Consider the following 13,796-nt stretch of genomic DNA (forward strand, 5'->3'; position numbering starts at 1 on the left):
CTCATTATTAAAAATATTTTATTTTGAGTTTTTAAAAATTTGGAATAATATTAATGTGTTCTTCTGTAAGATAGAGGATAAATTATTTCCATTTGTGATTTTTAAGTCGACCCAAAAAAACCATTATTTCTTTTATCCTTTATCAAGGAAAAGAAGAGATGGGTTATTGAAATATTTATGATGAAAAAAAAATTCTTGTTTGTAATAATAGCAGCTTTTTTAGGAGCAGATTCTGTTCGAGCTTCTGGGTGTGCTGAAGTAGGTAAGAAGGTTGCCGCGCAAGAGAGCGGGGTTCTCGTCCGTTCAAAACCGGTTGTTCAGGATGGAAAGGACATGTGTGCAATTGTGGTTGTTGTACCAGCCCGTAATGGTGAAAAGTTACGTCGTGTTGAGTTTTTTGTTCCTGCTGATTAGTCTTTAGCAGATGGTGTTGTGATGCGTATCTTAATCGTTGAAGATGATCGGAATCTTCACCATCAATTAGCAGAAGCTGTAAGACGTGCAGGATATGTTTCCGATAGTGCTTTCGATGGTGAAGAGGCTTATTTTTTAGGTAGCACAGAGTCTTACGACGCGGTGATACTTGATATAGGTTTACCGCAGATTGATGGTATTAGTGTTGTTGAAAAGTGGCGTCAAGAAGGGATCTCCATGCCTGTTTTAATGCTAACAGCGCGAGACCGTTGGTCTGATAAGGTGCACGGTATTGATGCTGGAGCTGACGATTATGTTGTGAAGCCATTTCATTTGGAGGAAGTGATGGCGCGCTTGCGAGCATTAATTCGTCGCACTACGGGACATGCGACGAGTGCATTATGTTGCGGAAATGTTTTGTTGGATACAAAGACATCTCGTGTTTTTGTGGATGGTCAATTGATTAAACTAACATCTTATGAATTCAGACTGCTTTCGTATCTCATGCATCATTGTGACAGAGTCATTTCAAGAACAGAGCTTACTGAACATCTTTATGATCAGGATTTTGATAAGGACTCGAATACAGTGGAAGTCTTTGTAGGTCGGTTACGGAAAAAGCTTGGAGTGGATTTGATTGAAACTATTCGAGGAATGGGATATCGCGTGAGAACGCGAGGTGATTAATGAATGTTTTTGAAGAGAATAATTGGTATAGGAGGTTCTTTTTTGTAATTACTCGATCTCTCAGTTTACGTGTTATGATCTTATCAACATTATGGGTTGTTATTTCTCTTTTATCGATTTCTGCAGTAAGTATTTTATTTTATAAGCGTTCGACTGAACAAAGCCTAGAGCGTATCCTTTCTGCTCAACTCTACAGTCTTATTGCAACAGTGACGGTGTCATCAGAAGGTACTTTAAGAGGAGGGGCTGGGATTGATGATATTCGTTATTCTGATCCAACAACAGGATGGTATTGGGAAGTTGTTGCGATATCCCATAATTTAAAAGGAAGATTGACATCCCCCTCATTGGGAACAGGCGAGATATTTACACCAAGTGATGTTGATATACCTTTTAACAATAAATTCTTTCGCTCTTATCGGATAACGGGGAACAATGGTCAAAAGCTACAAGTGATTGAGAGTGATGTTGTTCTTGATAATAAAAATCATATTGCACGTTTTCGGCTTGTTGGGAATATCGATGAAGCTCATGCCCAGGTAAAGGAATTTAAGCGAACTTTGCAAATTTTTCTTTGGAGTTTCGGTATCGGGAGTGTTCTTATTAATATTGCTATTATTTTCTTTAGTTTTCAACCGTTGAAGCTTATTCGACGTGCATTGAATGATATTCGCGAAGGAAGAGTTCATTATGTGAATACGGATTTAGTAAGCGAAGTGATGCCGCTTGTACAAGAGATGAATGCTCTCATTAATAATAATCAGCGTATTATTGAGCGATTTCGCACACAGGTTGGTAATCTCGCGCATTCATTGAAGACGCCTCTATCCGTGATTATGAATGAGACAGATAAGATGCGCGGAGAAAAGGCTAGTTTGTTGAGAGAGCAAACGCAAATAATGCAAGCTCAAATCAATCATTATCTTCAGCGTGCGCGGATTGCAGCACAATGCGATAGTGTTGTCTATCATACGTCTGTTCGCAGTGTGCTTGAACGCTTGGTGCGGGTTATGAAAAAGCTTAATCCTGAAAAACAAATTCAATTTATTATGGATGTTGATGATATTGTTTTTTCTGGAGAGAAGGAAGATTTAGAAGAAATTATAGGGAATCTGATTGAAAATGCTACTCAGTGGTCTCGCGCAAAGGTTTTGATCTCTTGTTGTTTAGAAGAAAATGCTGAAGAAACAGAATATTTTAGTATCTTTGTAGAAGATGATGGTCCTGGTTTAACAGAAGACAAAATTGATGAAGCATTAAAAAGAGGGCGGCGGTTTAATGAAAATAAACTAGGGTCAGGCTTAGGGTTAGCAATTGTTTCAGATATGGTCAGTGAATATGGTGGCAATCTCTTTTTATCACGTTCTGATTTGGGTGGATTGTATGCAAAAGTTTTATTACCTAAGATGGGAGAATAACATATTTTCTCCTTAAGCAAGAAATGTCTATAAAGTTTTTAAAGCAGTATTTTCAGACAATACATCAAAGAGTAGGGAAACATTGTTTTTAGTTTCTTTGTTTAATTGATGTATATAATAGATTAATATTCTCCATGAAAAAATGAATTTTTATTAATTCACATCATTTTTCTCATGAAGAGGATAAAATGTAAGCGAGTTATTCTCTGTTCGTATTGGAAAAAAACGATATGCTCTTATTAATTTCTGCAGCATTTTTTCTGATTTTTCTGGCAAGTGTTCTTTTTCTTTCACTACGTTTTGACGATGAGATAAAAAAAGAATGGAAAGTTCAAACCGTGGATGGTTACAGAAGCCATAAGCGTATGATTGAGTTTAACAAGCTTTATATGCATTATAAAAAAAGAAATATTCTTAAGGCTTTAAGTATCTTGTTTGTTCTCCTTATGACATGGAATATTTATGGGCTGACAGGCAATCCAGAAGTGAAAAGTTATTTTTTTAGCGAATTAATGGATAAAAATCCTCAAACTCTTAGTAAGCAAGAAAAGCTTATTCGTTTACAAGTGCTTTTTTTCCGTGCACCTCATGATGGCAAGCTAGCAGATGCGTTAGCGGTAGGGTATCTCGAAGAAAGCCTTTTTCAAGAAGCAGTGAATACTTATTTAGATGCACTTCGTTTGAATGGAGAAACAGCTCCAAGGCTTGTAGGATACGGTTTAGCATTGGTTGGTTATGAAGGGGGAGTGATAACGCAAGAAGCGCAAAATGCTTTTCAAAAAGCAGCAGATTTAGCGCCAACAGATTTTTATCCACGTTTATTGTTGGCAGATGCATTGCATCAAGCAGGAAAAACTGCGCAGGCAGTGCAATTTTTACAAAGCTTTCTTGATACAATGCCTGAAAATTTTTCAGGACAATCACGTGTTAAAAAAATGATGATTCAGTTACGTGATTTATCGAGTGATCATACAAAGAAAAGAAATCTTGCACCTATGTAGAAGATGTGCAAAGCTCTTAAAAAATAAAATATTGATACTTAGTTATAACGTATTTAAAATTTTTTCGCAGAGTGTCTATGAACAGTCAATCTTTAAAGAATTCTACCTCATGGAAGGTTATTTTAGAGCAGCGAAAAAAAAAGCGCTTACTGATCATATTATTATGTTGTTTGGTTATAACAATTGCAGCAAGTCTCATAGTGTATGCAATGCGTCATGCGGTCAGTTTTTTTAGAATGCCCTCTGAAATTACAAGAGAAGATATTTTAACGGAGCGCCCTTTGCGTTTGGGTGGCTTTGTTGAAAAGGGAACTGTTCAATATGTTGGAGAGAGAGGCGTTGTTTTTTTTGTAACGGATAACAAAAAACATGAAAAAGTAGTTTTCAATGGTGCCTTACCGGATCTTTTTCGTGAAGGTCAGGGGGTGATCGTAGAAGGGCATTTCGATAAACAGGGATTTTTTATAGGGATGCGTATTTTAGCAAAACATGATGAAACTTATATGCCTAAAGAAACAGCTGATCGTTTGAAAAAACATTACATTATGGAGAAATAATTCGATTGTGCTTGTCGAACTGGGTCATATTTTTTTAGCTGCAGCATTTTCAGTAAGCTTATTAGGGGCATTTTTACCTGCTTTAGGTTTTTGGTGGAGAGAGCGTTTGTTAATGCAAACAGTTGTTCCTCTAACATATATTACTTTTACATTACTGCTTTTATCTTTTTTAGTGATAATTTATGCTTATGTTGTATCTGATTTTTCTGTTTTGAACGTTGTTGAGAATTCTCATTCAGAAAAACCGATGCTCTATAAAATTACAGGTGTTTGGGGCAACCACGAAGGCTCTATGTTGTTGTGGGTTTTAAGTCTTGCTTTTTTTAGTGCATTGATGGCTTTTTTTAGCCAACATTTGCCAGAAGATTTTAAGACGCTTGTTTTAATTTGCCAAAGTTGGATTACAACTGCTTTTCTTTTATTTATTCTTTTTGTATCCAATCCATTTTTACGCGTAAATCCACCAGCATTGCAGGGAAATGGTCTCAATCCTCTTTTACAAGATATCGCATTAGCAATTCATCCACCGCTACTTTATTTAGGTTATGTCGGTTTTTCACTTTGTTTTTCTTTTGCCGTTGCGGCATTGATTATGGGACATGTTGATAGAATTTGGGCGCGTGGGATTCGTCCGTGGCTTTTACTTGCTTGGTGTTTTTTGACATTGGGTATTATGGTTGGCTCTTATTGGGCTTATTATGAGCTAGGATGGGGAGGCTATTGGTTTTGGGATCCTGTTGAAAATGTTTCGTTTATGCCTTGGCTTTCAGGAACGGCTCTTTTACATTCTGCTCTTGTTCTCGAAAAACGAGAAATATTGAAAAGTTGGACTCTGTTTTTAGCGCTGCTTACTTTTTCCCTTTCTCTGATGGGAACTTTTCTTGTGCGTTCTGGGCTTTTAGTTTCTGTTCATAGTTTTGCTGTTGATCCAGCACGCGGGCAAGCAATTCTTGCTCTTTTATTTTTTTTTACGGGAGCTGCTTTTCTTCTTTTTGCTTTGCGTATCCCTATTTTAAAAACAGAAAGATTTTTTCAACCAATTTCACGTGAAGGGTTTATTGTTTTAAATAACTTGTTACTGACAACAATAACAGCAACAGTATTGATTGGTACGCTTTATCCTTATTTTATTGAGATATTAACAGGGCAAAAAATTTCTGTAGGGGCTGCTTTTTTTAACCTTACCTGTGGACCGCTAATGGTTTTGCTGTTGTTGTTTGTTCCATTTGGGACAATGATGGCATGGAAACGCGGTGATTTTCTTGCAGTTTTTGAACGGTTGTGGTTTGTTTTTGTATTGGTTGGTATCGTCTGTTTTATAATATTCTATGCGGCATCTGTGCGTGATATTTTTGCAGTTTTAGGGATTGGGCTTTCAGCGTTTGTTTTTTTAGGCAGTTTAGCGGATCTATGGGGAAAGAGTGGATATGGCAAGAGAGCTTTTTCAGTACGCGTTAAGAGATTTCTTGGATTGCCATGGTCTACTTTTGGTGCAGCAATAGCACATATGGGATTAGGCATTACATTATTTGGTATTGTTTGCGTGGTAAGTTTTGGGCAAGAACGTATTTTAATCATGAACGTAGGGGATAGGGTGACGATAGCGGATAAAACGCTTCATTTTGATGCAGTGCATGATGGTGTTGGTTCGAATTATTCGACAATGGAATTTTATTTTAAAATATATGAAAATAAAAACATTGTGGGTCATGTAACAGCCTCAAAGCGATTTTATTCAAGCCAAAATACATCAACAACAGAAGTTGGTCTTAAAAATTATGGCTTATCGCAGCTATATATTGTACCGGGACATATCGATAATCGGGGTCTCGTTGTGCACGTATGGTGGAAGCCTTATGTAATATGTATTTGGTTAGGGGCATTCATGATGGCTATGGGGGGATGTTTTTCTCTTTTGGGGTATTGGTTTCGCATTGGCATGTACAATAGGATAGTGCTTGCTTTAAATTTTTGGAAAAGACATTGAGATGAAAAAAATTCTTTGGATTGTATTTTTTTTAATTGCAACGTTTCCTTTTCGATTAGCAATAGCAGTAGAGCCGGATGAGATTTTAAAGGATAAGATTCTTGAAGCGCGAGCACGCCATATTTCATCGCATTTACGTTGTCCGGTTTGTCAAAATCAATCAATTGATGATTCAGATGCTGCTTTAGCAGGTGATTTACGGCTTTTAATTCGGGAAAGGCTAAAAATGGGCTATAGTAATCAGCAAGTCACTGACTTTCTTGTTGAGCGATATGGTGAATTTATTCTCTTGAAACCACCATTGAATAAAATAACTTGGTTTTTATGGTTCTCGCCTTTGATCATTATTATCATTGGCGTAAGTATTATATTTTTCCACTTCAAACGGAATAATCATGCGTTATGTGAATGAAAAAGAACAGTCAAAAATGTCATTGCATTAAAAAAAATGTTACATAAAAGAAAAAAATCAGATCATCTGCAATAAGCAGACAATCTTATTGTAATTATATTAGGGAATACTGAAACCTTACAAAACTTTAATAATTTAGACAGAAAACGGTAAGGTCTGGTATTTTATAAGTGATCGGAATTGAAATATAGGTATGATTGAATAGGAGCATAGAATAAATGGTTAAAAAGGCTTTCTTTAAAACATTTGTCGCAGTGAGTTTTTCTGCGATATTGGAAAGTGCACTGTTTTTTAGTGGATGTACATCAAGCTTGTGGATGACAAAGGCTCATGCAAGTTCTGTATTTACTTCGTTAATGCAACAACAGGGATTTGCCGATATTGTTGCTCAAGTGAAACCAGCCGTTGTGGCAGTACAAGTAAAGAGCAATAAAAAGAAAGAAGATAGGTTCTTTAGCAACTTTTTTAGTGGTCCAGGACTTGATCAATTACCAGATCAGCATCCTTTAAAAAGATTTTTTAAAGAGTTTTATGATTTTGATAAACCTAAAAATAAATTTCCGCACCAATCGCAGAGACTCCGTCCTGTTGCTTTTGGATCGGGTTTTTTTATTTCGTCTGATGGTTACATTGTGACCAATGATCATGTGATTTCTGACGGAACAAGTTATACTGTTGTTCTTGATGATGGTACAGAATTGAACGCAAAGCTCATTGGGAAAGACCCAAAAACCGACCTTGCCGTATTAAAAGTGAATGATAAAAGAAAATTTTCTTATGTTGATTTTGGTGATGATTCAAAGCTTCGTGTTGGGGATTGGGTTGTTGCTATTGGGAATCCATTTGGTCTTGGTGGAACTGTGACAGCAGGTATTGTTTCTGCACGTGGACGTGATATTGGCACTGGTGTATACGATGATTTTATTCAGATTGATGCTGCTGTTAATAGAGGAAACTCTGGTGGTCCAACGTTTGATCTTAATGGAAAGGTTGTTGGGGTTAATACAGCAATTTTTTCTCCTTCTGGAGGAAATGTTGGGATTGCTTTTGCTATTCCAGCAGCGACTGTAAAACAGGTTGTACAACAACTTATTGAAAAAGGTTCAGTTCAACGTGGTTGGTTAGGTGTTCAGATTCAGCCGGTAACAAAGGAGATTTCCGATTCAATAGGATTGAAAGAAGCCAAAGGTGCTTTGGTTACTGATCCGTTAAAAGGACCGGCAGAAAAGGCTGGTATTAAAGCGGGTGATGTAATTATTTCAGTGAATAATGAAAAAGTTGCTGATGCGCGTGAGTTGGCGAAACGTATTGCAAATATTAAACCAGGAGAAATGGTAACCATAGGGATTTGGAGATCAGGTAAGGAGGAGAGTATAAAGGTTAAACTCGCTTCAATGTCTGAAGATGAAAGTAAGAAAGAGACTTCAAAATATTCAAATGGACAGAGTGATTTAGATGAAACATTGGAAGATTATGGTTTGATTGTTATGCCTTCTGATGATGGTGTAGGGGTTGTCGTAACGGATGTCGATACCGATTCAGATGCTGCAGATAAAGGGATACGCCCTGGTGATATCATTGTGACAGTAAATAATAAACCGGTTAAACGAGTCTCTGATATTATTAACACAATCAAAAATGCTCAGCAGTTAGGACGAAAGGCTATACTCTTACAAGTGCGAACAAATGATCAAAATCGTTTTGTTGCTCTTCCAATTTTCAAAAAATAAGGCTTTAGTTGTAGGACAAATGTTTATTAAATATTTGTCCTACAACATAATAAAATAATGGAGATACGTTTTATGAAGATACTCGTTATTGAAGATGATCATGAGACGGGGCATTATCTCGAAAAAGCATTTTTGGAAGTAGGGCATTCTGTTGATGTTGCTTATGATGGGGATACGGGATATGCTTTAGCAACCACGGAAAATTATGACGTTATGGTTGTTGACCGAATGCTTTTGCATCGTGATGGTCTTTCTATTATTGCTGAATTGCGCGCTAAAGGCAATGAAACACCGGTTCTTATTCTGTCTGCTTTAGGGCAAGTTAATGATCGTGTAACGGGGCTGCGTGCAGGGGGAGATGATTATTTGACAAAGCCTTATGCTTTTTCTGAACTTCTTGCGCGTGTTGAAGTTTTACAACGGCGGAAAAATCCTAAAGAAGCAGAAACTGTTTACTGTGTAGGTAATCTTGAGCTTGATCGGTTAGCACATACGGTAAAACGAGGTGATAGAAACATTCTATTGCAACCACGAGAGTTTCGTTTACTTGAATATTTGATGCGTTATGCGGGGCAGGTTGTTACACGCACTATGCTTTTGGAAAACGTTTGGAATTACCATTTTGATCCACAAACGAATGTCATTGATGTCCATATCTCTCGTTTGAGAGCCAAAATTGAAAAAGATTTTGATGTTCCCCTTCTCCATACAGTGCGTGGAGCTGGATATATGCTGAAAGTACCAGATAACAAAGCATGAATCGTTTGATTAATATAATGCGCACGACGGCGCTAAGGCTTTCAGCACTTTACATTTTATTGTTTGGATTGGTGGCAACAGGACTTTCTATTTATATGACGGCATTTTCTGCTTCATTGTTAACAGAGCAAACTGAACAGGCTTTACATGAAGAATTAAAGTATATTGAAAATGCTTATAATTATGGGGGATTATCCTTATTAATGCGCACTATTGATTATCGTTCAAGACAACCAGGAGCATTTCTTTATCTTGTTACAGATTCTATGGGGCGTATTTTAGCAGGAAATGTAGCACGTATTGAATTAGGTCTTTTGAATCAGAGTGGTTTTATTTCTACCTCTTTTTTGTATTCCCGTTTTGGAGAACATGGCAAAACAAGTGAACATCGCGCTTTGGCGGTTATTGTTGATTTGCCTAATGCTATGAAGATTCTTATAGGACGTGATTTGGATGAGCCAGAACGTTTTGCTGTTGTTATTCGCAAAGCTGTGATCATTGCACTTGCTGCAATGGTTGGAGGCGCTTTACTCATATGGTTTTTTGTTGGCAGGAGAGCTTTACAAAGGATTGATCATGTAACGGCTGCATCACAGCGCTTGATGGATGGTGATTTCAGTGGGCGTTTACCTGTTTCTGGAGTAGGGGATGAGTTTGATCGATTGTCAACCAATCTTAATGTTATGTTAGACCGCATTGAAGAGTTAAATATTGGTTTACGTCAAGTATCAGATAATATTGCTCATGATCTGAAAACGCCGTTAACGCGTCTTAGAAATCGCGCTGAAGAGGCACTTTCAGGAAATAAGACAAAGCTTGAATATCGTCAGGTCCTTGATAGGGTTATTGCAGAGTCAGATCAACTTATTTGTACGTTCAATGCGATTTTAATGATTTCACGTATTGAGGCCAGCAGTGCAATTGAACATCTTGAAATGATGAATATGAAATTGATCATTGAGGATGCTGTTGAGCTTTACGAACCTTTTGCTGAGGAGTCAGGTGTTTTACTTCAGTTGGGAGATATATTTGATAAAGAGCTAAAATTGAATCGTGAGCTTGTTGCACAATCAATTTTTAATCTTATAGATAATGCAATTAAATATGCGCCTAAAGGTGGAAGGCAAGCGAAGGTTTGCTTATCAATGGAATATCGTGATGAACATTTATTAGTTGTTGTGAGCGATAATGGACCAGGAATAGCAGAGGATAAACGTGAAAAAGTGACAGAACGATTTGTTCGTCTTGAAGAAAGCCGCACACAACCTGGGTTTGGGATTGGTTTAAGTATAGCAAAAGCGGTTATGAAGCTTCATGGGGGTGAATTGTTACTTGAAAATGCAAATCCAGGGCTTAGGGCTATTTTGTTATTTCCTTAAAGATATTTTTCTTCACTTTTCTCTTTTCATACGTAACAACTATTTTAAAAGTATAAAGCAATAGAAAGGAAAGAAAAATGCTTTTCAAGGGAGCGCAGACGAAACAAGCTTTTTTTAAAACACAGCTTCTCCCTTTATGTCCTCTCGATAAAAGTGGTTCCCAATGGTTAAAAGACATGGAAGAACAAGCAAGGAAAGAAGGTTTAGAATCGCTTGTTTCCATCATTTCAGAGAGTGGAACGCAGATTGATTTTATCAGTTCGGTTATGACCTTATCTCCTTTTTTGCGTGAGGTTTTAATTGCCAACCCATCATATCTTAGTGCTTTATTAAATGTTGATATAGAAACAAGGCTGAGCGAAATTATAGATGATATTACAGCTATTGATAAGGATGAAGCTATAAATGAAACTTCATTGATGGCTGCTTTAAGGCGCAAAAAACGAGAAGCGCATGTTCTTATTGCTTTAGCTGATTTGGGTGGTGTTTTTACTTACGAAGTTTCATGTGCTTGGTTGACACGTTTGGGCGAAGCAGCATTAAGTGTAGCACTACGTTTTCTATTAAGAGAAGCGCATGATCATGGTAAGATCAATTTATTAAGCCGTGAGAATCCAGAAAAAGACTGTGGTTTAATTATTTTAGGGATGGGAAAGTTAGGAGCAGGGGAACTTAATTATTCTTCTGATATTGATCTTATTGTTTTCATTGATGAAACATCACCTCATATTGGTAATCTTTCTGAAAGTGTTGACATATTTTCTAAAATGGTACGCCGATTAATCCGTATCATTCAAGAACGCACTGCGGAAGGATATGTTTTTCGTCTTGATTTTCGTCTTCGTCCAGATCCAGGATCAACCCCTTTGGCCTTACCAGTAAGGACTGCATTGCGTTATTACGAAGGGCGTGGGCAAAATTGGGAACGAGCAGCCATGATTAAAGCACGTCCAGTTGCTGGTGATAAGAGGGCAGGTTTTAACTTTCTCAAAGAGCTTTTTCCCTATGTGTGGCGGAAATATTTAGATTACGCTGCTATTGCTGATATTCATTCGATCAAACGTCAAATTCATGCGCATAAAAATTATGGTCAAATTGCAGCTTATGGGCATAATATAAAGTTAGGTCGTGGTGGTATTCGTGAGATTGAGTTTTTTGTTCAGACACAGCAGCTCATTGCTGGTGGACGTTTTCCTCAATTACGTGGACGTCAGACAGTTGCAATGTTAGCAGAACTTCACACGCTTGGTTGGATCAGTGAGAAAACGAGAAATAGCCTTATAAAAAGTTATGCTATTCTTCGAAATGTAGAACATCGTATTCAAATGCTTTTCGATGAACAAACACATCTTCTTCCAAATGATACTGCTCAATTCACGAGTGTTGCCTATTTAATGGGTTATCAAGACAGTAACAGTTTTATCCGTGATTTATTAAAAACACTTCAGGTTGTTGAAAAACATTATGCTGCACTTTTTGAGAATGAGCAAGAACTTGGTTTAGAAATTGGTAATTTAGTTTTTACAGGTGAAGAAGATGATCCAGAGACATTAATAACGTTAAGCCGTTTAGGTTTCGAAAGAGCAAGTGATATTTGTCGTATTATGCGCACGCTCCATTTTGGTCGTTATAAAGCAACGCAATCAGCCGAAGCACGCGAGAGATTAACGGAATTAACACCAGCTCTTTTGAAAGCTTTTGGTGGGACAAAACGAGCTGATGAGGCGATGTTGCGTTTTGATGGTTTTTTACAGGGCTTACCTTCAGGAATTCAGCTTTTTAGTCTTTTGCAGTCTAATCCTTCTCTTTTGGATATGCTTGTCCTTATTATGGGGGCTGCTCCACGTCTTGCAGAAATTATTGCACGCAGGTCCCATGTTTTTGATGGAATGTTAGATCCGAATATTCTTTCAGAATTACCGACCAAAACGTACTTAGAAAAACGGCTTGAATATTTTCTTGAAAATGTTCTTTCTTATGAGAAAATTCTTGACCATTTAAGGATTTTTGCAGATGAACAACGTTTTTTGATTGGTATTCGAATTTTAAACGGTACAATTACAGGAGAAAGAGCGGGTTTTGCTTTTACTGCGCTTGCTGATCTTATGATTACAAAAACATTTGCTACCGTTCAAGAGGAATTTTCTCGTCTTCATGGTCGTATTAAAGGGGGGCGTGTTGGCATATTGGGTATGGGGAAGCTTGGAAGTCGCGAATTAACAGCAGATTCCGATGTTGACCTTGTTTTGCTTTATGAACACGATAATGATGCAGAAATATCTGATGGAGAAAAGCCTCTTTATATCTCTCAATATTATACGCGTTTAGCACAGCGCCTCGTTTCTGCTTTATCCACTCTTACAAGCCAAGGTATTCTTTATGTCGTTGATTTAAGGTTACGGCCATTAGGCAATAAAGGACCTATTGCTGTTTCTTTTCCATTTTTTAAAAAGTATTACCGCCAAGAAGCATGGATATGGGAATATCTTGCTTTAACAAGGGCTCGAGGCATTGCAGGAGACCCTGATTTTTTACAAAAGCTAGAAAATGAAGTGTGTGCAATTATTGCTATTTCTCGTGATAAGAAGGAAGTTGCAAAAGAAGTATGTGAAATGCGTGCCTTGATTGCAAAAGAAAAGCCGCCAAAAAATCAATGGGATTTAAAAACGATGTCTGGTGGCATTATGGATTTGGAGTTTATTGCTCAATTTTCTCTTATTACGCATGTCATTGAGTTTCAAATTGGAGCGACGACAGCGGATATTTTAGATCACTTACCAAACAGTTTTCTTAATCAGTCATGTATTGCTGATTTACATTATGCCTATCGTCTTTATACAAATTTGAGTCAAATTATACGGCTTTGCTTAAATGATTCTCTTGATCCCAATGATATGCCACCTGGATTAAGTGACCTTTTGTTGAATAGTGTTGGGGAACCTGATTTGCTTCGTGTTGAAAAATTAATTGCAGAAACTGGGCAATTGGTCTGTTCAGTTTTTTCAAAAATCATGAAACATTAAAATAATTCTATAAGAATAAATAAAAATTATTAATTCCATTTTTATATATTAATTTTTTGTCTTTCATTTCATAGACGCTTGAGATGGTTAGAGTGAAGTTCTCTACTGGTTTTTCAAGTGTGATGAAAAAATTCTCCATTCTAGGTATCATTCTTTATACAAAAAACGATGAGTGATTAATTTAGTGAATCATATTTTTTATGAGCGTTATCTCATTTTTTCAAAAAATTGACATTATAATTATTTATATTATTGAATATAATGATGATCAATATGAAGCTATAAAAGCTGCTATAGATTAATAGTTTCTGGAAATTATAAATAATATTTAAGCTTTATTTAAAACTAATTTTAATTTTTTAACTGTGTCATTTTTGCTATAGATTTTTTCAAAAAATTGTGAAACGATTTACCATTATTTATGTATCA

The 13,796-nt window shown here is 36.8% G+C and carries 11 protein-coding genes; all 11 read left to right on the forward strand.

Going from position 1 to position 13,796, the window contains the following annotated elements; all coding sequences use genetic code 11:
• The first annotated feature begins 177 nt into the window (after positions 1-177).
• A complete protein-coding gene (locus ACFINZ_RS01550) occupies positions 178-414 on the forward strand; it encodes a hypothetical protein (protein ID WP_375634259.1) in 237 nt (78 codons plus the stop codon).
• 21 nt (positions 415-435) lie between these two features.
• Positions 436-1,101: a response regulator transcription factor gene (locus ACFINZ_RS01555; RefSeq protein WP_375634257.1), complete on the forward strand. Its 666-nt coding sequence runs from the start codon at positions 436-438 to the stop codon at positions 1,099-1,101.
• Entirely contained in the window at positions 1,101-2,519 is a 1,419-nt protein-coding gene (locus ACFINZ_RS01560; protein ID WP_375636213.1) for an ATP-binding protein, read from the forward strand. The genes ACFINZ_RS01555 and ACFINZ_RS01560 overlap by 1 nt, the downstream gene beginning before the upstream one ends.
• Positions 2,520-2,749: 230 nt before the next feature.
• Positions 2,750-3,520: a tetratricopeptide repeat protein gene (locus tag ACFINZ_RS01565; protein ID WP_375634253.1), complete on the forward strand. Its 771-nt coding sequence runs from the start codon at positions 2,750-2,752 to the stop codon at positions 3,518-3,520.
• Between the two features lie 77 nt (positions 3,521-3,597).
• Positions 3,598-4,077, forward strand: coding sequence for a cytochrome c maturation protein CcmE (gene ccmE / locus ACFINZ_RS01570; protein WP_375634251.1), 480 nt, complete (start codon positions 3,598-3,600; stop codon positions 4,075-4,077).
• A 7-nt stretch (positions 4,078-4,084) separates the two neighbouring features.
• On the forward strand, positions 4,085-6,064 hold the full coding sequence (locus tag ACFINZ_RS01575) for a heme lyase CcmF/NrfE family subunit (RefSeq protein ID WP_375634249.1): 1,980 nt from the start codon (positions 4,085-4,087) through the stop codon (positions 6,062-6,064).
• Position 6,065: 1 nt separating this feature from the next.
• Entirely contained in the window at positions 6,066-6,476 is a 411-nt protein-coding gene (locus tag ACFINZ_RS01580; protein WP_375634247.1) for a cytochrome c-type biogenesis protein CcmH, read from the forward strand.
• Between the two features lie 218 nt (positions 6,477-6,694).
• Positions 6,695-8,206: a Do family serine endopeptidase gene (locus tag ACFINZ_RS01585; RefSeq protein ID WP_375611163.1), complete on the forward strand. Its 1,512-nt coding sequence runs from the start codon at positions 6,695-6,697 to the stop codon at positions 8,204-8,206.
• Positions 8,207-8,278: 72 nt separating this feature from the next.
• Positions 8,279-8,965 (forward strand): response regulator transcription factor, encoded by a 687-nt coding sequence (locus ACFINZ_RS01590; RefSeq protein ID WP_273791552.1) that lies wholly within the window; start codon positions 8,279-8,281, stop codon positions 8,963-8,965.
• Positions 8,962-10,344, forward strand: coding sequence for an ATP-binding protein (locus ACFINZ_RS01595; protein ID WP_375634245.1), 1,383 nt, complete (start codon positions 8,962-8,964; stop codon positions 10,342-10,344). Before ACFINZ_RS01590 ends, ACFINZ_RS01595 begins: the two co-directional genes overlap by 4 nt.
• Positions 10,345-10,421: 77 nt before the next feature.
• Entirely contained in the window at positions 10,422-13,367 is a 2,946-nt protein-coding gene (locus tag ACFINZ_RS01600) for a bifunctional [glutamine synthetase] adenylyltransferase/[glutamine synthetase]-adenylyl-L-tyrosine phosphorylase (protein WP_375634243.1), read from the forward strand.
• The last annotated feature ends 429 nt before the right edge of the window (positions 13,368-13,796 follow it).

Source organism: Bartonella sp. AA81SXKL, assembly GCF_042196945.1.
Taxonomy (GTDB): domain Bacteria; phylum Pseudomonadota; class Alphaproteobacteria; order Rhizobiales; family Rhizobiaceae; genus Bartonella.

Coding starts and splice junctions, on each gene's coding strand:
- ACFINZ_RS01550 (WP_375634259.1), top strand. CDS start 178: ATGATGAAAAAAAAATTCTTGTTTGTAATAATAGCAGCTTTTTTAGGA.
- ACFINZ_RS01555 (WP_375634257.1), top strand. CDS start 436: ATGCGTATCTTAATCGTTGAAGATGATCGGAATCTTCACCATCAATTA.
- ACFINZ_RS01560 (WP_375636213.1), top strand. CDS start 1,101: ATGAATGTTTTTGAAGAGAATAATTGGTATAGGAGGTTCTTTTTTGTA.
- ACFINZ_RS01565 (WP_375634253.1), top strand. CDS start 2,750: ATGCTCTTATTAATTTCTGCAGCATTTTTTCTGATTTTTCTGGCAAGT.
- ccmE (WP_375634251.1), top strand. CDS start 3,598: ATGAACAGTCAATCTTTAAAGAATTCTACCTCATGGAAGGTTATTTTA.
- ACFINZ_RS01580 (WP_375634247.1), top strand. CDS start 6,066: ATGAAAAAAATTCTTTGGATTGTATTTTTTTTAATTGCAACGTTTCCT.
- ACFINZ_RS01585 (WP_375611163.1), top strand. CDS start 6,695: ATGGTTAAAAAGGCTTTCTTTAAAACATTTGTCGCAGTGAGTTTTTCT.
- ACFINZ_RS01590 (WP_273791552.1), top strand. CDS start 8,279: ATGAAGATACTCGTTATTGAAGATGATCATGAGACGGGGCATTATCTC.
- ACFINZ_RS01595 (WP_375634245.1), top strand. CDS start 8,962: ATGAATCGTTTGATTAATATAATGCGCACGACGGCGCTAAGGCTTTCA.
- ACFINZ_RS01600 (WP_375634243.1), top strand. CDS start 10,422: ATGCTTTTCAAGGGAGCGCAGACGAAACAAGCTTTTTTTAAAACACAG.